Origin of the sequence: Actinomadura darangshiensis (assembly GCF_004349235.1) — a bacterium.
Lineage (GTDB): Bacteria > Actinomycetota > Actinomycetes > Streptosporangiales > Streptosporangiaceae > Spirillospora > Spirillospora darangshiensis.
This window is the reverse complement of sequence record NZ_SMKY01000102.1, coordinates 1-20,925: the sequence shown is the minus strand read 5'-3', so window position 1 is coordinate 20,925 and position 20,925 is coordinate 1. Positions and strand designations below refer to the sequence as shown.

At 71.7% G+C, this 20,925-nt stretch carries 24 protein-coding genes; 13 read left to right on the top strand and 11 right to left on the bottom strand.

The window, feature by feature from the left end; genetic code table 11:
• Positions 1-86 precede the first annotated feature (86 nt).
• From E1293_RS22160 to E1293_RS22150, 3 genes are all read left to right on the top strand, one after another.
• Positions 87-560, top strand: coding sequence for a MarR family winged helix-turn-helix transcriptional regulator (locus E1293_RS22160; RefSeq protein WP_132199362.1), 474 nt, complete (start codon positions 87-89; stop codon positions 558-560).
• A gap of 154 nt (positions 561-714) precedes the next feature.
• Positions 715-1,515, top strand: coding sequence for a L,D-transpeptidase (locus tag E1293_RS22155; protein ID WP_132199361.1), 801 nt, complete (start codon positions 715-717; stop codon positions 1,513-1,515).
• 39 nt (positions 1,516-1,554) lie between these two features.
• Positions 1,555-2,208, top strand: coding sequence for a choice-of-anchor P family protein (locus E1293_RS22150; RefSeq protein ID WP_132199360.1), 654 nt, complete (start codon positions 1,555-1,557; stop codon positions 2,206-2,208).
• A gap of 62 nt (positions 2,209-2,270) precedes the next feature.
• Here the strand turns inward: E1293_RS22150 and E1293_RS22145 are convergent, their stop codons facing one another.
• On the bottom strand, positions 2,271-2,684 hold the full coding sequence (locus tag E1293_RS22145) for an ATP-binding protein (RefSeq protein WP_132199359.1): 414 nt from the start codon (positions 2,682-2,684) through the stop codon (positions 2,271-2,273).
• Positions 2,685-2,994: 310 nt separating this feature from the next.
• Positions 2,995-3,372 (bottom strand): hypothetical protein, encoded by a 378-nt coding sequence (locus tag E1293_RS22140; protein WP_132199358.1) that lies wholly within the window; start codon positions 3,370-3,372, stop codon positions 2,995-2,997.
• 133 nt (positions 3,373-3,505) lie between these two features.
• Here E1293_RS22140 and sepF point away from each other — a divergent pair, with 133 nt between their 5' ends.
• A complete protein-coding gene (sepF, locus tag E1293_RS22135; RefSeq protein WP_132199357.1) occupies positions 3,506-3,712 on the top strand; it encodes a cell division protein SepF in 207 nt (68 codons plus the stop codon).
• Positions 3,713-3,724: 12 nt separating this feature from the next.
• Here sepF and E1293_RS22130 read toward each other — a convergent pair whose 3' ends face one another.
• From E1293_RS22130 to E1293_RS22110, 5 genes are read right to left on the bottom strand one after another with little or no spacing between them, the layout of a single operon-like run.
• A complete protein-coding gene (locus E1293_RS22130; RefSeq protein ID WP_207939011.1) occupies positions 3,725-4,738 on the bottom strand; it encodes an SMP-30/gluconolactonase/LRE family protein in 1,014 nt (337 codons plus the stop codon).
• Positions 4,735-5,889 (bottom strand): acyl-CoA dehydrogenase family protein, encoded by a 1,155-nt coding sequence (locus E1293_RS22125; protein WP_132199356.1) that lies wholly within the window; start codon positions 5,887-5,889, stop codon positions 4,735-4,737. The genes E1293_RS22130 and E1293_RS22125 overlap by 4 nt, the downstream gene beginning before the upstream one ends.
• On the bottom strand, positions 5,889-6,530 hold the full coding sequence (locus E1293_RS22120) for a carboxymuconolactone decarboxylase family protein (RefSeq protein WP_132199355.1): 642 nt from the start codon (positions 6,528-6,530) through the stop codon (positions 5,889-5,891). Before E1293_RS22120 ends, E1293_RS22125 begins: the two co-directional genes overlap by 1 nt.
• Positions 6,514-7,086, bottom strand: a complete 573-nt coding sequence (locus E1293_RS22115) for a VOC family protein (RefSeq protein ID WP_132199354.1) — start codon at positions 7,084-7,086, stop codon at positions 6,514-6,516. Before E1293_RS22115 ends, E1293_RS22120 begins: the two co-directional genes overlap by 17 nt.
• Positions 7,083-8,588 (bottom strand): AMP-binding protein, encoded by a 1,506-nt coding sequence (locus tag E1293_RS22110; protein WP_132199353.1) that lies wholly within the window; start codon positions 8,586-8,588, stop codon positions 7,083-7,085. Before E1293_RS22110 ends, E1293_RS22115 begins: the two co-directional genes overlap by 4 nt.
• Before the next feature lie 121 nt (positions 8,589-8,709).
• Here E1293_RS22110 and E1293_RS22105 point away from each other — a divergent pair, with 121 nt between their 5' ends.
• From E1293_RS22105 to E1293_RS22085, 5 genes are all read left to right on the top strand, one after another.
• Entirely contained in the window at positions 8,710-9,345 is a 636-nt protein-coding gene (locus E1293_RS22105) for a TetR/AcrR family transcriptional regulator (protein WP_132199352.1), read from the top strand.
• On the top strand, positions 9,342-9,743 hold the full coding sequence (locus tag E1293_RS22100; RefSeq protein ID WP_207939010.1) for a nuclear transport factor 2 family protein: 402 nt from the start codon (positions 9,342-9,344) through the stop codon (positions 9,741-9,743). The genes E1293_RS22105 and E1293_RS22100 overlap by 4 nt, the downstream gene beginning before the upstream one ends.
• Positions 9,740-11,035, top strand: coding sequence for a phosphotransferase family protein (locus tag E1293_RS22095; protein ID WP_132199351.1), 1,296 nt, complete (start codon positions 9,740-9,742; stop codon positions 11,033-11,035). Before E1293_RS22100 ends, E1293_RS22095 begins: the two co-directional genes overlap by 4 nt.
• Before the next feature lie 218 nt (positions 11,036-11,253).
• Positions 11,254-11,451: a hypothetical protein gene (locus E1293_RS22090; protein ID WP_132199350.1), complete on the top strand. Its 198-nt coding sequence runs from the start codon at positions 11,254-11,256 to the stop codon at positions 11,449-11,451.
• 56 nt (positions 11,452-11,507) lie between these two features.
• A complete protein-coding gene (locus tag E1293_RS22085; RefSeq protein ID WP_132199349.1) occupies positions 11,508-12,152 on the top strand; it encodes an SDR family NAD(P)-dependent oxidoreductase in 645 nt (214 codons plus the stop codon).
• Here the strand turns inward: E1293_RS22085 and E1293_RS22080 are convergent.
• The gene (locus E1293_RS22080) at positions 12,149-13,081 is read right to left on the bottom strand and encodes a hydroxymethylglutaryl-CoA lyase (protein WP_132199348.1); all 933 of its coding nucleotides are present in this window, start codon (positions 13,079-13,081) and stop codon (positions 12,149-12,151) included. The genes E1293_RS22085 and E1293_RS22080 overlap by 4 nt on opposite strands.
• Before the next feature lie 24 nt (positions 13,082-13,105).
• Here E1293_RS22080 and E1293_RS22075 point away from each other — a divergent pair, with 24 nt between their 5' ends.
• The 4 genes from E1293_RS22075 to E1293_RS22060 all read left to right on the top strand — a co-directional run bounded on the left by E1293_RS22075 (position 13,106) and on the right by E1293_RS22060 (position 16,770).
• Positions 13,106-13,738: a GntR family transcriptional regulator gene (locus tag E1293_RS22075; protein WP_132199347.1), complete on the top strand. Its 633-nt coding sequence runs from the start codon at positions 13,106-13,108 to the stop codon at positions 13,736-13,738.
• The gene (locus E1293_RS22070; RefSeq protein WP_132199346.1) at positions 13,735-14,946 is read left to right on the top strand and encodes a CaiB/BaiF CoA transferase family protein; all 1,212 of its coding nucleotides are present in this window, start codon (positions 13,735-13,737) and stop codon (positions 14,944-14,946) included. The genes E1293_RS22075 and E1293_RS22070 overlap by 4 nt, the downstream gene beginning before the upstream one ends.
• A gap of 73 nt (positions 14,947-15,019) precedes the next feature.
• Positions 15,020-15,964: an ATP-binding cassette domain-containing protein gene (locus E1293_RS22065; protein ID WP_132199345.1), complete on the top strand. Its 945-nt coding sequence runs from the start codon at positions 15,020-15,022 to the stop codon at positions 15,962-15,964.
• The gene (locus E1293_RS22060) at positions 15,961-16,770 is read left to right on the top strand and encodes an ABC transporter permease (RefSeq protein ID WP_243716389.1); all 810 of its coding nucleotides are present in this window, start codon (positions 15,961-15,963) and stop codon (positions 16,768-16,770) included. Before E1293_RS22065 ends, E1293_RS22060 begins: the two co-directional genes overlap by 4 nt.
• On the opposite strand, the gene E1293_RS22055 is transcribed toward E1293_RS22060, so the two are convergent.
• The 3 genes from E1293_RS22055 to E1293_RS22045 form a co-directional block, all read right to left on the bottom strand.
• Positions 16,752-19,799 carry an AfsR/SARP family transcriptional regulator gene (locus E1293_RS22055; RefSeq protein WP_132199344.1) on the bottom strand — a complete coding sequence of 1,016 codons (3,048 nt, stop codon included), beginning with the start codon at positions 19,797-19,799 and terminating at the stop codon, positions 16,752-16,754. The two genes, E1293_RS22060 and E1293_RS22055, sit on opposite strands and share 19 nt — an antisense overlap.
• 19 nt (positions 19,800-19,818) lie before the next feature.
• Positions 19,819-20,103, bottom strand: coding sequence for a putative quinol monooxygenase (locus tag E1293_RS22050; RefSeq protein ID WP_132199343.1), 285 nt, complete (start codon positions 20,101-20,103; stop codon positions 19,819-19,821).
• Positions 20,104-20,173: 70 nt separating this feature from the next.
• Positions 20,174-20,925 (bottom strand): LppU/SCO3897 family protein (locus E1293_RS22045; protein WP_424923659.1); only part of this gene is annotated, 752 nt, incomplete at its 5' end.

Here is a 20,925-nt window from a genome sequence, read left to right as displayed (position 1 = left end):
CGGGTCGGCCGCCGCGCCATCCGATGGCCGCCGGACGGCCAGTGCCCGGTATGCCGCGGTCGGCGTCGTGTGTAACAGTGGAGGGCATGGTGGACACGTCGGGTGAGGGCGCCGCGGAGTCCGCGGCCGCGCTCGACGATGCGGCCGCCGCCCTGATCGACATCTGGTCGCGCGCCAACAATGCCGCCGATGTACCCGTGCCGTCCACCCAACTCCGCGCGCTCTTCGTGCTGGAGCGCGGGCCGGTCAACATCAGCCACCTGGCGGGCGAGCTGGGCGCGCTGGTGTCGTCGGCGAGCCGGCTCTGCGACCGGCTGGAGGCCGGCGGGCTGCTGTCCCGCGACCCGGGGCGCGACCGCCGCGAGGTCACCGTCCGGCTGAGCGCGGACGGGCAGGCGCTGCTCGACCGGCTCCGGCTGCGGCGGCGCACCGACCTCACCCGCGTCCTCGCCGAGATGCCGGCGCCGGCGCGGGCAGCGCTGCTGTGGGGGCTGGCCGAGTTCGGCGAGGCGGCCTCCGGGGTGGACGAAGAGGGCGGCCCGCTCTCGATGCTGGCCTGACCCATCCGATTATATCCGGTTTTGCCGGAAAGGCCGCGACCCTCCGCAAGGAACCCATAAAAACGGGGATTATCGACATTTTATTAAGCGCTCTCCGGTGCGTTTTTCGCCATTCCCGATACGGCCGCCTTCACCACTACTAACATCCCGCCTCATGGCGACCATCAATGCCCCCGGGCATTCCCTCCGCGCCGTCACCGCCGCGGCCCTGCTGCTGGCGCTCGCCGGATGCGGCGGCTCGCCGTCCCGGCACGGCACCGCGGCGGCCGACGGCGGCAAGGGCGCCGCCGGGGCCGGTGCGGCCAAGGTCCCCGAGGCGACCACGTACAGCACCCTTCCCGGCGTCCCCAAGGACGGCACGCCCACCGGCACCACCGACGGACTCGTCGCGCACCCGGCCAAGTCCGTGCCGGTGCTCGACCGTCCCGGCGGACGCCGCGTCGCCACCCTCCCCGCCACCGAACTGGGCGGGCCCACCTGGGTGCCCGTGGTCGAGACCTCGGGCGACTGGCGGCGGGTGCTGCTGCCGAGCCGCCCCAACCAGGCGAGCGGCTGGGTCTCCGCGGCCGGCCTGAAAACCGCGCACACGCCCTACACCGTCCGCGTCGACCTCGGCACCCGGCGGCTCACGCTGGAGAAGTCCGCGCGCCGCGTCGGCCGGTGGAAGGTCGCGGTCGGCGGCGCCAAGACCCCGACACCGCCCGGCCGGACGTTCGTCATGGCCACGCTCGCCCCGGCCAAGAAGACGCCCAGCCCCATCGTCCTGCCGCTCGGCACCCACTCGGCGACCCTCGACACCTTCGGCGGCGGGCCCGGCACCGTCGCCCTGCACGGCTGGCCCGACACCTCGGTGTTCGGCAAGGCCGTCACGCACGGCTGCGTGCGGGTGCCCGCGGACGCCCTGAAGGCCCTCTCCCGCGTCCCGCTCGGCTCCCTGGTGCTCATCACCGCCTGACCGGCCGCCCCCAGATCTCACGAGAATCGGAGCACAACCATGCGTCACGTCCATGTCGTCAAGCGCCTCGCCACCGCCGGGCTGCTGGCCACCGGCCTCGCCGCGACCGCCACCCCGGCGTTCGCCGCCCCGGCCCTCGCCGCGCCCGGCGGGGAGGGTTCCGCCTACGGGCTGAACGTCACCGGGCCGCTTCCCGTCCCGCCGGTACCGGCCGTCTCGTCCGGCGGGGGCCCGGTCAGCAAGAGCCTGCTGCGCGAGAACCACACCAAGCTGGTCAACGCGTCCGCGCTGGACGTCACCGCCTCCGCCGCCCGCGCCCGCTCCTCGGTGGCGGACCTGTCCGTCCCGACCGCGAAGCTGCTGGCCCACGCCGTCACCGCCAAGTGCGTCGGCGGGCAGGGCACCGCGCACCTCGCCCGCGCCGTCCTCGCCGGCAAGCGGCTGGACGCGTCCCCGCCGCCCAACACCACCGTCCCGGTCGACATCGACGGGCTCGGCCGGACGTCCCTGACGCTCAACAAGCAGCAGCGGACGTCCGACGGCCGCCTCAACGTCACCGCCATGGAACTGGCCCTGCCCGGCGGCAAGGGCGCCGTCCGGGTCGCGTCCGCCACCTGCGGCCGCACGCCCGAGACGCCGTCGGAGGCGCCCGCCCCGACGCCCGTCAAGCACGACCTGCCCGTCACCGGCTGACCCGGCGCCGGCTGCTCCGGCACCCCGGAACGCGGCCCGGTGGGCGACAGCCCGCCGGGCCGTCAGCTTGCCAGCGACTTCTCGAAATGCACGACCGAGCCGTTCCGGTGCGCACGCCCGGCGATATGCATTTCCTCCGTGAACGCCCGCATCAGCGTGAGCCCCCGCCCGCTTTCGGCCAGCGGCGGCGCCTGCACGTCGTCCCACACCGCGGCCGGGTTCACCGCCTCGTCCGCGCCCCCGTCAATGACGTCCACGACGCACCGCGCCCCGTCCATCCGCGCCCGGACCTCGTACTCCCGCCCGGCCGCCGCATGCTGAATGACGTTCGCGCACGCCTCGCCGAGCGCGAGCGCGATATCGGCACGGACCTCGGAACCCACTCCGAGCCCGCGAAGAGAAGCGTCGAGCGTATGCCGCACCAGCGGCGCGCTCTCGGCGTTCCTCGGCAGGGTCATTTCGAGAACGACCTCCATGCCCAATCGCCTCCGTTCCCTCTAGCAGCAGATTTCCCAATGCCACCCGAGAGAAACTCCAAGCACTGTGTTTATTGCTTTTCTCTCCTCCTTCGGGCCCCAGGGGGCCCTCCATCGTCGAGAAACGCGTGCGATCGCTGCATCGCTCCGGCTCGCCTTGCGGCTCGCTGCGCGATCAGGTTTCTCGCTTCGCTCGAAACCTGCCTTCGGACGCGATCGCAGGGGTGAGGTTGTCGCGTGGTTGCGGTGGTGGCTGGGGTCTCCGCGATCTGGGACCGCCATGCGTTGGCGGCCGGTCGTGGACGGCGGGCTAGGCGTCGGCTTGGCCTGCCAGTTTGCGTTCTGCGGCGGCTTCGTGCTCGTTCAGGCCCTGGTAGTCGCTGTCGCGGTGCTGGGCCGCCTGGTCGTCGATCCACTTGCCGTGCGCTTCCCAGGCGGCCTGCTTGCTGATGCCGAGGGCCGCTCCGATCTGGGTCCATGGCGCCCCGGCGCGGCGCGCCGAACGGACGGCCAGTTGCCGGCCGTGCACGGCCTTTCGGGCGATCACCTCCCCTAGCGCCAGGAGTTCGAGGACCTCCTCGCGCTGGAGCGGCGATTCCCCTACGGCGTCCCGCATCCACAACTCGTCGTACCTGGCCGCGGCGCTCGTCAGGGTGATGTCTCGTTCGATGCCCTCTGGAGTGACCATGCCGCGAGTGTGCGCGTCAGGCAACCCTGACGTCAAGCCCTCCTGACGTCCTTTCTCGTGACGAAGGTGCCGAGATTTCTTTCCCATGGCGTGGGTCGCTTGACCCCGGGTAGGCGCCGGGCAAACTGGGGCAGTGGTTAAGTCGCTGCGTCCTCAGAACTACAACGAGGTCCTGTACGTCGGGCACTTCTACCGCAAGGGCGTGCCCGTGCTCATGGACCTGACGGATCTGCCCGACGTGGACGCCAAGCGTCTCGTGGACTTCGCCACCGGCCTGGTCTTCGGACGCGGCGGCGCACTCGACCGCGTCGACCGGAAACTGTTCCTCCTCCAGCCCTGAGGCGATTCCCCGTCAGGTGGCGTGGTTGAGGACCAGGCCGGGGCGGGGCCAGTTCTCTATTTTCAGGAGGTGGCCGGTACTGGAGGCGGTCACGTAGGCGGTGCGCATGTCGGGGCCACCCCAGGTGATGTTGGTGATGCCCGGGTCGTTGTCGACGTTGATGTCCACGAAGCGGACCAGGTCGCCCTTCGGGCTGATGATGGAGATGCCCGCGTGGACCATGGAGGCGACGCAGACATTGCCGTGACCGTCCACGCCCAGGGAGTCGAAATTGGTGTAGTCGGGGACGGTGTAGAGGAAGTTGCCGCCGCCCGAGCCGCCGAGGGACTTGCCGCCCTGGATCTTGCCGGGGGCCGTGACGTCCCACCACCAGACGCGGGCCGTGTACGTCTCGCTGACGTAGAGGCGAGTGCCGTCCGGTGAGAGGCCGATGCCATTCGGGCCCTCCATTCCGGCGGCGATCATTTCGATGGACGAGCCGTCCGCCTTCGCGTAGAAGAGGCGGCCCTTGTCGCCGGTGACGCCGTCGCTCTTGCCGTAGTCGGTGAAGTAGATGCCGCCGTGGGCGTCCACGACCAGGTCGTTCGGGCCGCGCAGGCCGTCGCTGTAGAGGGTCTCGACGGAGCCGTCGGTCAGGTCGACGGCCTGGAGGCTGCCGCCCTTGTAGTCGTCGGGGATGCCGCCCGCGAAGACGAAGCCGCCGACCTCGAAGCGGCGGAGGCCGCCGGAGTTCGCGATGTAGACGCGTCCGTCCGGGCCGAGCGCGGAGCCGTTGGGGCCGCCGCCCGTCTCGGCGGCGATGGTCTTCGTTCCGTCGGGTTTCACGCGGGTGAGGGTTCCCCGGTGCAGCTCGACGACCAGGACGTCGCCGTCGGGCAGGACCGTGGGGCCCTCGGGGAACAGCAGGCCGTCGGCCAGTTTCGTGATCTTCATTTTTCCTCCCTTTCGGGGACGCGGCCGGCCGGCGGCCGTGGTGCCGAGGACGGCGGCGGCGCCGCCCAGCAGTGACCTGCGGGTGAGGCTCATCCGACCTGCTTCAGGATCCGGCGGGCGGTGCTCTGGATGTGGACCTCGTCGGGGCCGTCGTAGACGCGCGCCTCGCGGGCGTGGCGGTACATGCGGGAGAGCGGGAAGTCGTCGGTGAGGCCGGCGGCGCCGTGCACCTGGATGGCGCGGTCGATGACGTTGTGCAGCATGCGTGCGCCGACGACCTTGATGGCGCCGATCTCGACGCGGGCTTGGCTGCCCGCGTCGATCTGCTCGGCGGCCTGGAGGGTGAGCAGGCGGGACGACTGGATCTCGGTGTAGGAGTCGAAGACGTGCTGCTGCATCAACTGCTTCGCCGAGAGGGGCTCGCCGAAGGCGACGCGGGTACCGAGGCGGGCGCACATCAGCTCGAAGGCGCGCTGGGCCTGGCCGAGCCAGCGCATGCAGTGGAAGATGCGGCCGGGGCCGAGGCGCTCCTGGGCGATGACGAAGCCGTGCCCGCGCGGGCCGAGCAGGTTGTCGGCCGGAACGCGGACGTCGTCGTAGGCGACCTCGTAGTGGCCGCCGTTCAGGCCGAGGACGGGCGTCTCCCGGACGATGCGGTACCCGGGTGTGTCGGTGGGCACGACGATCATGCTGAAGGAGCGGTGCGGGGCGGTGCCGTCGGGCTCGGTGCGGCACATGACCGTGGTGTAGGCGGCGTCGGCGGCGCCCGTGGTGAACCACTTGCGGCCGCTGATGACCCAGTGGTCGCCGTCCAGGACGGCCCTGGTCTGCAGCTGGGTCGGGTCGGAGCCCGCGTGGTCGGGCTCGGTCATCGCGAAACTCGGTGAGACGTCGCCCGCGACCATCGGGGCCAGGTAGCGCTCACGCCAGCCGGGGCTCGCGTACTTGTGCAGCATGAGCGAGTCCTGGAGAGTGAAGGTGCCAAGGACGAGCTGGCCCCATTCGCTGCGTCCCTGCACCTCGTTGACGTAGACGTAGTCGAGGAACGGCATGCCGCCCCCGCCCAGTTCGGTGGGGTGGCCGAGCGCCCACAGGCCCGCGTCCTTGGCCTCCTGGCGAAGTTCCAGGAGTTTCCCGCGGTCGCCGGTGTTGAGCGCGGGCTCGGCCGGCTCGACGCGTTCGGTCATGAAGGCGTGGACGGCGTCCCGGACTTCCCGCACGTGCTCGGGCACGGGGAACAGCATCAGCCCTGCCCGGTCAGGTCGGCGGAGATGTCGCGGTCGCCGTAGCCCTCGGGCGCCGCGACCTCGACGACCGGCTCGGGGCGGTCGTCGAACTCCAGCCGCAGGGCGCGCGACATCGTCGCGTGCATGTCGTACATGCAGGTGATGTAGGTGAGCTGGAGGATCTCCGGGTCGGAGAGGTGCTTCCGCAGGACCTCGAAGACGGCGTCGGGGGTCCGTCCGCCGTCCAGGACGAGGCAGTCGGTGTAGGCGAGGACGGCCCGCTCCAGCACCGAGTAGCAGTCGGCCGTCTGCCAGTGCGGGATCGACTCGATCTTCTCCTCGGCCATGCCGAGCGCCCGCATCTGCTTGCAGTGCTGGGAGAAGACGAACTGGCTGCCGCGCGCCCAGCCGGCCCGGCATTGGCCGAGTTCGCGCAGGACGGGGTCGAGGCCCGAGTTCCGGTACAGCGCGAAACCGCGGACGGCGTGCCGGAACACGTCCGGGGACTGGGCGAACACCGTCCACCAGTCGCCGGGCGATCCGGTCGCGGTGCCGTGGTCGACGGCCGGGTCCCGGTCGGGGGCGAAAAGGTTGTCGTAGAAGAAGAGGATGCGCTCGTCGGTGACCTCGGCGCGGGGGACCTCACGCAGTCGCGGCATTTGCTTCCTTCCGGACGGTGCGGTCGGCGTCGGTCTTCGGCTCGTGGGAGACGTCGGATTCGTCGAACGTGCGCGTCCAGCAGGCGAATTCGAGGAGGATTCCGTCCGGGTCCATGAAGTAGAACGACCGGACGAACACGCCGTCGTACATGTCGCGGGCGATGCCCATGGGGCTGTCGTCGTGGTTCAGGATCGGGCTGACCGTGACGCCCTTCTCCTTGAGCTTGTGCCGGTAGTCCTCGAACTTCTCCACCGGGACGTGGAACGCGACGTGGTTCATCGACCCGACGGCGCTGAGCAGCTCGCCCTGCTCGGGACGGCCGGCGGGCGCGGACACCCCGGGGACGGCGTCCGGCGCGTCCGGGAACCAGAAGAACGCCACGCAGTCGCCGCCGCCGCAGTCGAAGAAGAAGTGCTGGCCCATTCCGCCCGGCAGGTCGAGGGTCTTGATGAGCGGCATGCCGAGGACGCCGGAGTAGAAGTCGATGGTGCGTTTCATGTCGGACGACACCAGCGCCAGGTGGTTGATGCCGCCGAGCTCGAACTCGGTGTTCATGAGTCCTCCTTGTAGCGGGAGCGAAGGTCGCGTTTCAGGACCTTTCCTGCGACGTTGCGCGGGAGTTCGGGGACGAATTCGATGCGGCGCGGAACCTTGTATCCGCCGAGGTGCTCGCGGGCGAACGCGACGATGGCGTCCGCGCCGACTTCCTCCCGGGTGACGACGGCGGCGCACACCGATTCGCCCCAGCGGGCGTCCGGGACGCCGAAGACGGCCGCGTCGGCGATCGCGGGGTGCCGGTAGAGGACCTGCTCGACCTCGCGCGAGGCGACGTTCTCCCCGCCCGTGATGATCATGTCCTTGATGCGGTCGACGATGTAGACCATCCCCTCCGCGTCCCGCCGGACGACGTCGCCGGTGCGGAACCAGCCGTCCCGGAACGCCGCGGCGGTCAGTTCCGGCTCGCGCCAGTAGCCGCGCATCACCTGGTCGCAGCGGACGATCATCTCGCCGGGCTCGCCGTCCGGGACGTCGTGGAACTCCTCGTCCACGATCCGGACGTCGGCGAGGTCCATGACGCGGCCGGCGGCGGCCAGCAGGTGCGTCTCGCCGGCGGCGGCGCGGCGGTGCTCGGCGGTCCCGAAGTGCAGGATGTTGCCGCCCAGCTCGCTCATGCCCATGCCCTGGTAGAAGTCGCAGCCGAGCACGTCCATGCCGCGGCGCAGCACCTCGGCCGGGATCGCGGACGCGCCGTACCCGATGGCCTCCAGCGTGCCGAGGTCGTGGTCCTCGATCCCGGGATGGGACAGCAGGAAGGCGATCATGGTCGGTGCCAGCCCGGTCTGCGTGATCTTCCAGTCGGCTACCAGCCGCAGGAACGTGCCGTTGTCGTAGGACCGGACGATGCCGACGGTGGCGGCACGCATGTGGAACACGACCGCCGTGTAGCCGCCGACGTGGCACAGCGGGAAGCAGAACAGGAACCGGGTCGCGTCCGGTATCTCCCAGTGTGCGACCGAGCTGACGACGCCGGTGACCAGGTTGCGGTGGCTGAGCATGACGCCCTTGGGTGTGCCCGTTGTCCCGCTGGTGTAGACGAGCCAGGCGACGGAGTCGGCGTCCGGACGCGGCGGCTCGGTGGCCGGGGCGCCGGCGACGAGATCCGCGTAGCCGTCGTCCAGGTTCACGACGTGCTTCACGGTGGGCATCGCGTCGCGGAGGCCGTCCATCGCGTCGGCGTACTCGCCGCTCACGACCAGCACCGACGCCTGCGCGTGGTCGACGAGGCCCGCGATCTCGGACGGATGGAGGCGGTGGTTCAGGAAGGTCAGCGCCATGCCTGCGCCCGGCACGCCGTAGTACAGGTCGAAGTACTCGGGCCGGTTACCGGACAGGACGGCGACCCGGTCACCCGGTTCGGCGAGGGTGAGCAGCGCGTTGGCCGTGCGCCGGACGCGGTCGCGCAACTCGGCGAACGTGACGGAGGCGTCCTCGAACAGGACGGCGGCGCGGTCCGGATGCTTGCGGGCCGCGTACTCGACGATGTCGCTGATCAGCATGTCCGCCCCGGCACGACGCCTCCCCAAAGTTGACTTGACAGTCATATCAACTTGCCCGATGCTCGGATACTGTTCCTGCGGACAACGGGATGTCAACCCCCGGGCGAAGGGAACCACGGCGATGGGCAGCGACGGCGAACCCGGCGGGCAGCCGCTCACCGAGCGCGGCGCGCGGACCAGGGAACGCCTCCTCGCCGCCGCCCGCGAGGTGTTCGAGGAGCGCGGCTTCCCGGAGACCCGCGTCGCGCACATCACCCGGCACGCGGGCGTCGCCTACGGCTCCTTCTACACCTACTTCCCGTCGAAGGAAGCGGTGTTCCTGGAGGTGGCCGACCGGCTGTTCGAGGACATGACGCGGCACGCCCTCGTCCCGTCCGCCGGCCCGTCGCCCGCGGACCGCGTCCGCCGCGCCAACCGCGCCTACTACGAGGGCTACCTCCGCAACGCGAAGATGATGGCGATCATCGAGCAGGTCGCGACCTTCAACGAGGAGTTCCAGGAGTTGCGGCGCAAGCACCGGGCCGCCCAGGTGGGACGCTCCGCGCGGGCGATCACCCGCTGGCAGCGCGAGGGGCTCGTCCCGCCCGACGTCGACCCGGAGATGGCCGCCCGCGTCCTCGCCGCGATGGTCGACCACTCCCTGTACCTGTGGCTCGTCCAGAGCCACGACCCGCCGGGCACCGAACGCCTCCTGGACACCCTGGACATGCTCAGCGTCCGCGCCCTCGGGCTTCCGTCCCAGCTAGGAGAACCGTGAAACTCGCCGACCGTTTCATGACCGCCATCACCTCGGGGGACGTCGAGACGCTGCGTTCCCTCTACGCGCCCGGCGCGCTGATCTGGCACAACGGCCCCGGCGACGGCGGCGGCTCCGAGCAGAGCGTGGACGACAACCTGCGGACGCTCCGGTGGCTGTCGCGCAACCTGAGCAACTTCCGGTACGAGGAGGTCCGCCGCGACCCGCTGCCGGACGGCTACGTCCAGCGGCACGTCCTGCGCGGCGACCTCCCGGACGGGACGCCGATCGAGATGGCGGCGTGCCTGTTCGTCACGGTGTCCGGCGACCGCATCGCGCGGATCGAGGAGTACGCCGACACCCGGAGGTCCGACCCGCTCCGCGACCTCGCCGCCGCTCAGCGGGCGGCCCGCGCATGACCGCCCTGGAGGCCGCGCTCGCCGGCCGCACGGGCGCGGCCGTCACCGGGCTCCAGCGCCTGTCGGGCGGGGCGAGCCGCGAGACCTGGTCGTTCGACGCCGGCGGCCGTCCGCTGGTCCTGCGCCGCGATCCGCCCACGTCCCTCGACCCCACGGCGATGGCCCGCGAGGCGGCCCTGCTCGTCTCCGCGGCGGACGCCGGCGTGCCCGTCCCGCGCCTGGTCGAGCACGGCGGCGACCTGCTCGGCGCGCCCTACATGATCATGGAGCGGCTGTCCGGGGAGACGATCCCGCGCCGCCTCCTGCGGGTCGAGCGGCCGGGCCTGGCCCGGGAGCTGGGCGCCATCCTGGCCCGGCTGCACACGATGTCCCCGGTTTCCGGACTCCCCGGCGACGACCAGCTCGCCGCGCTCACCGAGCAGTACCGGACGTTCGAGGCGCGGCCCGCCGTCGAGCTGGCGCTGCGCTGGCTGGACGAGCACCGGCCGCCGCCCTCGGGCCGCCGGACGGTCGTCCACGGCGACTTCCGCAACGGCAACCTGATGATCGACGGCACCGGCGTGACCGGCGTCCTGGACTGGGAGCTGGCGCACCTCGGCGACCCCGCCGAAGACCTCGGCTGGCTCTGCACGAAGGCGTGGCGCTTCGGCTCCCCGCACCCGGTGGGCGGCTTCGGCCCCCGCGAAGACCTCCTCGCCGGCTACGCCGGCGCGGGCGGCACCGCGCCCACGCCGAGCGAACTCCACTGGTGGGAGGTCTACGGCACCCTCCGCTGGACGATCCTGTGCCGCCACCAGGCCGAGCGCTACCTGAGCGGCGCCGACCCGTCGATCGAGTACGCCGTCCTGGGCCGGAAGGTCTGCGAGCAGGAGCACGACCTGCTGCTGGCCCTGGGCCTGACCGGGCCGGCGACCGTCCGAGACCCGCTGGAAACCGCGGAAACGCCGGACACGTCCCCGCACGACCGGCCGGACGCCCACACCCTCATCGACGCCGTCGGCGCCTTCCTCGCGGAGGCCGAGCAGCCCGACGACCGCCTGCGCTTCCACGCCCGCGTGGCCGCGTCCGCCCTCCGCATCGCGCGCAGGGAGCTGCTCCTGGGCGAAGCCCACAAGGCCGCCCACGAGAGCCGCTTGAAATCCCTCGGCTGCGAAACCGACACCGAACTGGCGACCGCCATCCGCGAAGGCACCCTCGACGGCCGGACGGACGAGGTCGTCGCCGCGGTACGAGCCTCGATCACCGACAAGCTCACCGTGGCCAACCCCCGCCATCTCTCCCTGCCCGGCTGACGGGCGCGGACCGGCTGCGTTGTCCGAGTCTGACCGCATTTGACGGGAACCAGGCGGGCACACGGCGCATCTGTACTCCTGACATCGCGCTCGATCAGGGGGTAGACGTGAAGTGTTCGGTCCCGGTTCTCTCCGTGCTCGCACTCGGTGGTGCTTTGCTACTCACCGGCTGCCAGAGCAATTCGTACTCGTGCAAGAACGGCGAATGCCACGTGACCGTGTCCGGCGAAGGACAGGACATCGAGGTCAACGGCGTCGACCTCTCGATCATTGAGATCAAGAAGCACGGGATGACGGTGTCGGCCGACGGCTCGCCCATGACCACGGTCTCGGTCGGGGAGAACCTGCGGGTCGGACACGTCCAGATCCGGGTCACCTCCGCGGACGGCGAGAAGGTCAAGTTCGACATGCGCTGACGCTTGACCCTCACATCGATGTGAGGGCTTAGCGTCGTCCCGTCGAAGGAGGCGGGATGGCAGGTGCAGTGATCATCGGCGTCGGGCCAGGGATCGGGCAGGCGGTGGCCCGCCGGTTCGCCCGGGAGGGATTGCCGCTCGGGCTCGTCGCGCGAAGCGAGGAGACGGTGCGGGCGGCGGCCGGGGCGATCGGCGAGGTGCCCGTGGTCACGCGGACGGCCGACGCCACCGACGACGTCGGATTGCGGTCCGCGCTCGACGAGATCGCCGGGAAGTTCGGCACGCCGGACGTCGTCGTGTACAACGCGGCGCTGATCCGTCCCGACGAACCGGCCGAACTGTCGCTGCAAGGCCACATGGACGCCTGGGCCGTCAACGTGGGCGGGGCGCTCACCGCGGCCGCGCATGTCGCCCCCGCGATGGCGGAACGGGGCCGCGGAACGTTCCTCATCACCGGCGGGATGCCGGAACCGAAACACCAGTACACGAGCCTGTCGCTAGGCAAGGCGGGGGTGCGGACGCTGGTCGCGCTGCTCGACCAGAAGTACGGGCCGTCCGGCGTGCATGCCGCGAGCATCACGGTCGCCGGCCCGGTCGCACCGGGGACGGACTTCGACCCGGACGACATCGCCGAGCACTACTGGCGCCTGCACACCCAAGAGCCGCACGAATGGGAGTCCGAGGCGTACCACGGGCCTTAGAACGGGCCCGCTCGTCCCAGCAGGGCAGGCGCCGGCGTGCCGAGAAGACCGGCCAGCCACGTGCCTGTTTCCGCGACCCGCTCCATGTCGACGCCTGTTTCCACGCCCGAGCGGTGGAGGGCGTAGAGCAGGTCTTCGGTGGCGATGTTGCCGGTGGCGGCGGGGGCGAAGGGGCAGCCTCCGAATCCGCCGGTACTCGCGTCCAGCGTGGCGGCGCCCTCGTCCAGTGCGGCGAGAGCGTTGGCGTAGCCGGTGTTCCGCGTGTTGTGGAAGTGGAAGCGCAGCGGCGTCCCGGGCGCGGCCTCGCGGACGCGGCGGCTCAATTCACAGACCTCTGACGGGACGCCGACGCCGATCGTGTCGGCCACGGCGATCTCGAACGCACCCGCGCCGGCGGCACGGCGGGCCAGTTCGGCGACCTGTGCGGGAGGGGTGTCGCCTTCGAACGGGCAGCCGAACGCGGTCGCGATGGTCATCCCGATGGGAACGCCCGCGTCGGCGGCGGTCGCGGCGATGCCGTCCCAGGCGTCCAGCATCTCGGACGTCGTGCACCCCTGATTGCGGACGCAGAACGTGTCGGACGCCGGAACGGCCACGTTGATCTCGTCAACGCCCGCCGCCAGCGCACGGTCAAGACCCCGCCGGTTGAGGACGAGCCCGCTGTAGGAGACGCCGTCCCGCCGGGGCACCCCCGCCATGACCTCCTCGGCGCCCGCCATCTGCGGGACGCGTTTCGGGTTGACGAACGAGACGGCCTCGATGCGCCGGACACCCGCGTCCACGCACCGCGCAATGAAGGCGATCCTGTCGTCGGGCGGCAGCACGCGGTCCTCGTTCTGGAGGCCGTCACGCGGCCCGACCTCCAGCACTGTTGTATGCAACTCGACCTCCAATTTGCTGATATCACCCTTGCAAGGACTATATTGCATGCAATCAAAACGAAGGGAGGGACGATGGGGCGCGCGACCGACACCGCGTACGACGCCGTCCGGCAGATGATCCTGTCCGGGACGGCGGAGGCGGGCAGCCGCCTCGGCGAGGCCGAACTCGCCGAGACCCTGGGCCTGTCGCGGACGCCGGTGCGCGAGGCGCTCCAACGGCTGGGCTCGGACGGCCTCGTCGAGGTGCTGCCACATCGCGGGGCCCGCGTCGTCCAGTGGACGCGCGAGGACCTAGAGGAGATCTTCGAGCTGCGTTCCCTCCTGGAGCCCTACGCCGCAGCCCGCGCCGCGAAACTGGCACCGCCCCAGAACGTCCTCGATGACCTGCACGAACAATGCGACGCGATGGAGCGGGCGGTCTCGGAAGGCGACTTCGGACGCGTCGCGCAGCTCAACTCGGCCTTCCACGCATCGCTCATCGAGGCGTCCGGCAACCGGCGGCTGCCCGCGATGCTGACGTCCGTCATGCACGCCCCGCTGATCGTCGGGACGTTCCGCCGCTACGACGCGGACGAGATGTCCCGCAGCATGAACCACCACCGCGAACTGGTCGCCGCGCTCGCCGCCGGCGACCCGGCCTGGGCCGAGTCGGTGATGCGCGCCCACATCCGCGCCGCCGCGGCCAACCTGCGAGGAGAACGATGACCACCCGGCAAGGGATCGAGGACACGTCCGCGCTCGGCGACCTGCGGGTCGTGGAGATGGGGCAGCTGCTGGCCGGACCGTTCTGCGGCCAGCTGCTCGGCGACTTCGGCGCCGAGATCGTCAAGATCGAGCCGCCGGGCGCCGGGGACCCGATGCGCGAATGGGGCCGGGAGAAGCCGCACGGCATGTCGCTGTGGTGGCCGATCCTCGCGCGCAACAAGAAGTCGGTGACGCTCAACCTGCGCACCCCCGAGGGGCAGGCGCTGGCCCGGCAGATCATCGCGGAGGCCGACGTCCTGGTGGAGAACTTCCGCCCCGGGACGCTGGAGCGCTGGGGCCTCGCGCCCGCCGACCTCCAGGCCGCGAACCCGCGGCTGATCATCACGCGGGTCACCGGCTACGGGCAGGACGGCCCGTACGCGCCGCGCGCCGGGTTCGGCTCCATCGGCGAGGCGATGGGCGGCATCCGCTACGTCACCGGCGATCCGGACCGGCCGCCGTCCCGCGCGGGCATCTCCCTCGGGGACGAGCTGGCCGGCACGTTCGCCGCCCTCGGAACCCTCGTCGCGCTGCACGCCCGGCACCGGACGGGCCGCGGCCAGGTCGTCGACGCGGCGCTGTACGAGGCGGTGCTCGCGATGATGGAGTCGCTCGTCCCGGAGTGGGAGATCGCCGGCTACCAGCGGGAACGCACCGGTTCCGTCCTGCCGAACGTCGCGCCGAGCAACGTCTACCCGACGAAGGACGGCCCCGTCCTCATCGCCGCGAACCGCGACACGATCTGGCGCCGCCTCGCCGCGCTCATGGGACGTCCCGAACTCGCCGACGACGAGCGCTACGCCACCCACGGCTCCCGGGGCGCCAACGCCGACGAACTGGACGACCTCATCGGCGCCTGGACGGCCCCCCAGGAATCAGCATCGCTGCTAGACCTCCTGCACGAGAACGGCATCCCGGCCGGACTCACGTACCGTGCCAAGGACATGCTCGCCGACCCGCACTACAAGGCACGCGAAGCCATCATCCGCTTGGCCCACCCTGACTTCGGCGACTTCCCGATGCACAACGTGTTCCCGAGACTGTCCGACACACCGGGCAGGGTCGGCGCCATGGGCCCGACCCTCGGCGAGCACAACCGTGAGGTCTACGGCCGGCTCGGCCTGACACCCGACGAGATCGCCGACCTGGAGACCGCCGGAACGATCTGAGATACCCCCGGCACCGCCTGCTCGCCCGGGGCTTGTGAGCGGTTTGTGAGCGGGGGGCGGCAGCCTCGGCGGCATGAGTTACGCGTTCCAGGCGGAGGGCCTGGTCAAACGATTCGGGAAGACGACCGCGCTGGCCGGAGTGGATCTGGCCGCGCGGCCGGGGACCGTCCTCGGGGTCCTCGGCCCCAACGGCGCCGGCAAAACGACCGCGGTACGAATACTCGCGACACTCCTGCGGCCCGATGCGGGGCGGGCCGAGGTCCGCGGGCTGGACGTCGTCCGGGACGCGGCCAGAGTGCGCGACCTGATCGGGCTCACCGGCCAGTACGCGTCGGTGGACGAGGACCTCACCGCGACGGAGAACCTCGTCCTCATCGGCCGGCTCCTCGACATGCGGAAGGCGGAGGCGCGGGCACGCGCCGCCGAGCTGCTGGAGCGGTTCGAGCTGACCGGCGACGCCGGGCGGCGCGTCTCGACGTACTCCGGCGGGATGCGGCGCCGGCTCGACCTGGCCGCCAGCATGATCGGACGGCCCGCCGTGATCTACCTGGACGAGCCGACGACCGGCCTCGACCCGGGGCGGCGCGAGGAGGCGTGGCGGCTGATCCGGTCGATGACGGACGGCGGCGGGACCGTCCTGCTGACCACCCAGTACCTGGAGGAGGCCGACGCGCTCGCCGACGAGATCACCGTCATCGACCACGGCACGGTCATCGCGGCGGGGACGCCCGCCGAGCTGAAGCGGATCGCGGGCGGGCAGACGATCACCGTCCGGCCGCGCGACCCCGCGCGGCTGGACGAGGTCGCCGCGATCCTGCGCGCGGTGTCGGGACGCGAGGTCGAGCCGCCCCGCCGGGACGTCGCCACGGTGCCGGTCAGCGGGGACGCCGCGTTCACCGAGACCGTCCGCCGCCTGGAGGCCGCCGGGATCACCGTCACCGAACTGTCGCTCCGGCTGCCCAGCCTGGACGAGGTGTTCTTCACCCTGACCGGCCACCACACGCAGGAGGCGGCATGACCGGCATCGCGATCGACAGGGCGGTTCGGACGGCCGCGCGGCCCCGCCACCGGCTCGTCCGGCACAGCCTGCTGCTCGCCGGGCGGAGCCTCACGAAGACCCGGCGCAATCCCGGCGTGCTCAGCGACGCGCTGTTCATGCCGATCATCTTCCTGCTGCTGTTCGTGTACCTGTTCGGCGGCGCGGTGTCCGGTTCCACGCACGCGTACCTGCAGTACGTGTTCCCTGGCGTGCTGGTGATGACGATGCTTCTCGCCGGGATGCTGGCGACCGGGCTGAGCATCAACACCGACATCAAGAAGGGTGTCTTCGACCGTTTCCGGAGTCTGCCGATCGGACGTTCCGCACCGCTGATCGGCATCGTCCTCGGCGATGTGATCCGGTACGTCGTGGCGGCCGTGGTGCTGTTCGCGACCGGTTACCTGATGGGTTTCCGCGTCCAGACCGACCTCGCGTCTGCGCTCGCGGCGGTGGGCCTGGCGACCGCGCTCGGCTTCTCGCTGGGCTGGGTCAACGTGCTCATCGGGGTCCTGATCAGGGAGGAGGTCATCGTGCAGACGGTGGCGTTCCTCGGGATCTTCCCGCTCGCGTTCGGGACGAACATGGTCGTTCCCGCGGACACGATGCCCGGCTGGCTCCGGGCATGGGTCAAGGTCAACCCGGTCAGCGACGCCGTGGACGCCGCGCGCGGGCTGCTGATCGGAGGCCCGGTCGCACATCCGGCGGCGATGACGCTGCTGTGGTCGGCGGGGTTCCTGGCGGTGTTCGGTCCGCTCGCCGTCTACGTCTACCGGCGCCGCAGCTGATCATTCAGGAGGGCGAGCGCGCCGGTCACGTCCAGCCGCCGGCCGCGGTCGTAGGCGGCACGGTAGGCGCGTTCGCCCAGGGCCGTCCGCAGCCTTCCGCCGACCTCCGCCACGTCGGGGTTGAACGCGTCGGGCGACCCGCGCAAGACGGACGCGGCGCCGAGCACCTCCGCCGCGCCCTCCGGATCATCGGCCACCAGCCGGGCGATCGCGTATCCGGCGACGGCGGCGATCGGCATGTCGGGCGCGTCGGCGGCGAGGGTGAGCGCCTTCCGCAAATGCCGCGCCGCCGCGTTCGGTTCGTCCTGCCCGATGGCCATCTGGGCGTGTGCCGCCTCCAGCAGCGAGCGGTACTGCGGGTAGGACGGGACGCGGTCGAGTTCACGCGCGGCGGCGGCGTACTGCTCGCGGGCCTCGTCCACGGCGCCGGTGTGCCGGGCGAGATCGCCGAGCGCCAGCCGGACCGACACCAGATAGCGGGCCGGGGTCGCGGCCCCCGGCGCGATCATCGCGGACAGTTCGTCCCGCGCCCGCCGGACGTCGCCGGACCGGGCGCGGGCCACGGCGAGCATCACCCGCTGCATGCCGGCGGCCGCGTCCTGCCCCAACTCGCGGAGCAGCCCGATCGACTCCTCCAGCGCGGCGACGGCCTCGCGGAACTCCCCCGCGACCGTCTGCGACTCGGCGGAGAAGACGAGCGCGAGCGCCAGGCCGGCTCGCTCACCGGCCGCCCTGAATCCGTCCTGAGCTACGGCGATGTCCTGGCGGGCCTGACCCATCTCGCCGCGGTTGCCGTTGAGCATGGCGCGCATGAGGTGCAGCGCCGCCCGCGTCCAGGGATCGTCCTCGGGCAGCCTCCGGTCGATCGCCGCGACGCCCCCGCCGGTGTCGTCGGTCAGCAGCGCGACGGCGGGCTCGATCAGGGCGGCCAGCGGATGGTCCGCCTTTTCCGGTCGCTCGCCGATCAGCGGGTCGTCGCGCGCGTCGCCCCCGGACAGGACGGTGTTGAACACGTAGCCGCCCAGCGCCGCGTCCTCCCCTGGGACGGCCGCCCGCCGCGGCAGTAGCAGAGCCTGCCGCAGCCTGCGCGCCGCCTCGGCGTGATCGCCCTGGATCATCCAGAAGGTGGCCAGCGCGGCGCCCATCCGGACGGCCGCCTCGGCATCCCCCGTGTCCACGGCGTACTGCAACGCGGCCAGCAGATTGTCGCGCTCCCCATCGAGCAGGAGAATCCATTCCAGTTGCTCGGGCCGGCGCAGATGCGGCTCCGCCCTTTCCGCCAGTTCCAGAAAGCAGCGGACGTGCGCGGCCCGGAACCGGCCGGCCTCCCCTGCCAGCCGTTCCCGCCCGTACTCGCGAATGGTCTCCAGCATGCGGAACCGCGGCTCGGGACCGTCCACGACCTGGAGCAGTGAGCGGTCGACGAGGGAATCGAGCATCTCCAGGGCGCCGGGAAGACCCGTCACCCGGGACGCGGTCGCCGGCGAGACCGTGCCTGGAAACACCGACAACCGCTCGGCGAACCGGCGCTCGTCGTCGTCCAGCAGGTCCCAGCTCCACGCGACGACGGCACGCAGCGTCCGGTGCCGCGGCAGCGCGGTCCTGTTCCCGCCGTTCAGCAGGCGGAACCGGTCGTCCAGGCGGGCCGCCACCTGCTCGGCGGACAGCGACCGCAGCCGCGCCGCGGCCAGCTCGATCGCCAGCGGCAGGCCGTCCAGGCGGCGGCAGATCTCCCCGACGACGTCGCCGCGCACCACGAACCCGGGCCGGACGGCCGCCGCGCGCTCGGCGAACAGCCGCACCGCCGCCGACGCAAGGCCGTCCTCGCCCGGCTCGGGGACGTCGAGCGGCGGCACCGGGCACAGCGCCTCGCCGTCGACGCCGAGGCGCTCCCGGCTCGTCGCGAGGACGCGCAGGCCGGCGCAGGTGCCGAGCAGTTCGTCCACCAGCCGGGCGGCCTGCCCCACGACGTGCTCGCAGTTGTCGAGGACGATCAGCGTCTCGTCGGCGGACAGCGCCTCGACCAGCCGACTCGTCCCGTCCCGGAGCCCCAGCACACCGGCGACCGCGCGGACGACCTCGTCCGGCTCCGTGACCGCGGCCAGCTCCACGACCCAGACCCCGCCCGGGAACCGCCCGGCCAGGTCGGCGCCGACCTTGGTCGCGAGCCGCGTCTTGCCCGCGCCTCCAGGCCCGACGAGAGTGACGAGCCGCCCTTCCCAGAGCCGCCGCGCGACCCACGCGCACTCGCTCTCCCGCCCGACGAAACTGGTCGGCGGCGTCCTGAGATTGCCTCGCACACGCTCCCGGGGGGCGGCTCGCAGGACGGCCATGTACGCGTCCTGCAACTCGTGCCCCGGGCCGGTGCCCAGCTCCTCGGCCAGCACGCCCCTGAACCGCTCGAACACCGCGAGCGCCTCGGCCGACCGGCCGCCCCGGTGCAGCGCCTCGACCAGCAGGGCGCGGGGCCGCTCCCGCAGCGGATGCCGCGCCCCGAGCTCCTCAAGCTGCGCCACAAGGTGCGCCGGTTCGCTCCCGGCGGCCAGTTCGGCGGCCACCCGATCCTCGGTCGCCGACACCCGGAGCGCCTCGAACCGGACGGCCGCAGCATCGGCGAACGGCAGACCGGCCGCGTCCGCCAGCGCTTCACCCCGCCACAACTCCAGCGCCGCACGCAACCGCTGGACCGCGACCCGCGCATCCCCGTCCCGAAGCGCCCTCCCGCCCTCCGAGGCGAGCCGCTCGAACTCCGGCGCGTCCACACCCTCGACGTCGAGCACATAGCCGCCGGGCACCGACCGCAGCCGCCCCTCCGGCAGGCACCGCCGCAACCGCGACACGAGCGCCTGCAACGCGTGCGCGCCGGGCCCGCCTTCCGGCCACAACGCCTGGACGAGCGAGTCGGCGGTCACCGTCCGCCCGGGGTCCAGGGCCAGCCTGATCAGCAGCGCCCGCAACCGGGCCCCGCCGACCGCGACGTCCTTCCCCTGGTCCGTCACCACCAGCGGTCCGAGGATCCCAACCCGCACGCCTCAACTCTGCCACGGGCTAGGGAGCCTCGACGCCAGAGATCACGTACCGCATCACCTCGGCGTCCCGGATCCGGGCGGCCTGCGCGGGCTCGGGCCCCGCGCCCCGGAACCGCTCGACGTCCTCGCCGCTCTCCCACCGCTCGTACACGTTGATCCGTCCCGGCTCGACCAGGTCGGCCGACACCGCGAAGTCGAGGCACCCGGGCGCGGCACGGGCCAGCTCGACGGCCTCCCGGCACCCGTCGAGATACCCGGCCCGATCGTCGGCGTCCACGTACAGCACCCCGGAGATAATGATCATCTGGATGGTCCCTCCCTCTTCGGTCACCCGTAAAGACCGGCAGGCACGGAAGAAGTCATCGCTCGGCGACTCAGACAACGCGGGCGCAGAGGACGCCCCTGCGGAAGTCGTCCCAGCGCCGGGAGCCGTCCGGGCACCGGCTCTCGTAGTAGCCGGTGAACTGGAGGATGTACTTGAAGCCCTTCGGGACGGTGTCCTTGCTGCATGACCAGGACGTCATGAGGCCGTGTCCGGAGATGGCGATCCGCCCCTTCTTGCTGCCCGTCTTGCCCAGGAAGCACTCGCCCTCCCTGAACTGCCGGCGCACGCAGAGATAGATCGTGTCCCCGTCGTGCGTCGGGGACCGCCACCAGCTTTCTCCGTCGAGCGCCTCGGAGTCGCATGAGCTGCTCGAATCCTCCACCCCGGTCACCTTCAGGTAGGCGTCGCTCCGGCCGCACGAGACGGCGTCGGGCATCTCCTCGCTCCACTCGTCGGAGTCGTAAGGGTCCTGGTACGCGTCCAGGCAGTCGCCGACGGAGATCGCGTCGAACGCGTCGAAGGTGGGGTCCGGCGTCGGACTCGGGCTCCGGCTCGGGCTCCGGGTGGAGTCCGTGTCACCTGTGAGGTCGCTCGTCCGGCTCGTGGACGGCGTCTCGCTCGGCGACGAGGTGGAGCCCGCGTTACTCCCCTTGCCCGACCCGTTGGCGGCGGCGATGCCGATGAGCACAGCGATCAGCAAGACACCCGCGACCGCGGCCACGACCCCGGCGGCCGGCTTAGCCTGTGAATCGCCCGCCCGCGGATACCGCCCCCGCTGCCGCGGAGGCCACTCCCCCACAC

Bases quoted from the DNA above. Each gene is read 5' to 3' on its own strand.
- E1293_RS22160 (WP_132199362.1), top strand. From the start codon at position 87: ATGGTGGACACGTCGGGTGAGGGCGCCGCGGAGTCCGCGGCCGCGCTC.
- E1293_RS22155 (WP_132199361.1), top strand. From the start codon at position 715: ATGGCGACCATCAATGCCCCCGGGCATTCCCTCCGCGCCGTCACCGCC.
- E1293_RS22150 (WP_132199360.1), top strand. From the start codon at position 1,555: ATGCGTCACGTCCATGTCGTCAAGCGCCTCGCCACCGCCGGGCTGCTG.
- E1293_RS22145 (WP_132199359.1), bottom strand. From the start codon at position 2,684: ATGGAGGTCGTTCTCGAAATGACCCTGCCGAGGAACGCCGAGAGCGCG.
- E1293_RS22140 (WP_132199358.1), bottom strand. From the start codon at position 3,372: ATGGTCACTCCAGAGGGCATCGAACGAGACATCACCCTGACGAGCGCC.
- E1293_RS22130 (WP_207939011.1), bottom strand. From the start codon at position 4,738: ATGAGCCTCACCCGCAGGTCACTGCTGGGCGGCGCCGCCGCCGTCCTC.
- E1293_RS22125 (WP_132199356.1), bottom strand. From the start codon at position 5,889: ATGCTGTTCCCCGTGCCCGAGCACGTGCGGGAAGTCCGGGACGCCGTC.
- E1293_RS22120 (WP_132199355.1), bottom strand. From the start codon at position 6,530: ATGCCGCGACTGCGTGAGGTCCCCCGCGCCGAGGTCACCGACGAGCGC.
- E1293_RS22115 (WP_132199354.1), bottom strand. From the start codon at position 7,086: ATGAACACCGAGTTCGAGCTCGGCGGCATCAACCACCTGGCGCTGGTG.
- E1293_RS22110 (WP_132199353.1), bottom strand. From the start codon at position 8,588: ATGCTGATCAGCGACATCGTCGAGTACGCGGCCCGCAAGCATCCGGAC.
- E1293_RS22105 (WP_132199352.1), top strand. From the start codon at position 8,710: ATGGGCAGCGACGGCGAACCCGGCGGGCAGCCGCTCACCGAGCGCGGC.
- E1293_RS22095 (WP_132199351.1), top strand. From the start codon at position 9,740: ATGACCGCCCTGGAGGCCGCGCTCGCCGGCCGCACGGGCGCGGCCGTC.
- E1293_RS22085 (WP_132199349.1), top strand. From the start codon at position 11,508: ATGGCAGGTGCAGTGATCATCGGCGTCGGGCCAGGGATCGGGCAGGCG.
- E1293_RS22080 (WP_132199348.1), bottom strand. From the start codon at position 13,081: ATGCAATATAGTCCTTGCAAGGGTGATATCAGCAAATTGGAGGTCGAG.
- E1293_RS22075 (WP_132199347.1), top strand. From the start codon at position 13,106: ATGGGGCGCGCGACCGACACCGCGTACGACGCCGTCCGGCAGATGATC.
- E1293_RS22070 (WP_132199346.1), top strand. From the start codon at position 13,735: ATGACCACCCGGCAAGGGATCGAGGACACGTCCGCGCTCGGCGACCTG.
- E1293_RS22065 (WP_132199345.1), top strand. From the start codon at position 15,020: ATGAGTTACGCGTTCCAGGCGGAGGGCCTGGTCAAACGATTCGGGAAG.
- E1293_RS22060 (WP_243716389.1), top strand. From the start codon at position 15,961: ATGACCGGCATCGCGATCGACAGGGCGGTTCGGACGGCCGCGCGGCCC.
- E1293_RS22050 (WP_132199343.1), bottom strand. From the start codon at position 20,103: ATGATCATTATCTCCGGGGTGCTGTACGTGGACGCCGACGATCGGGCC.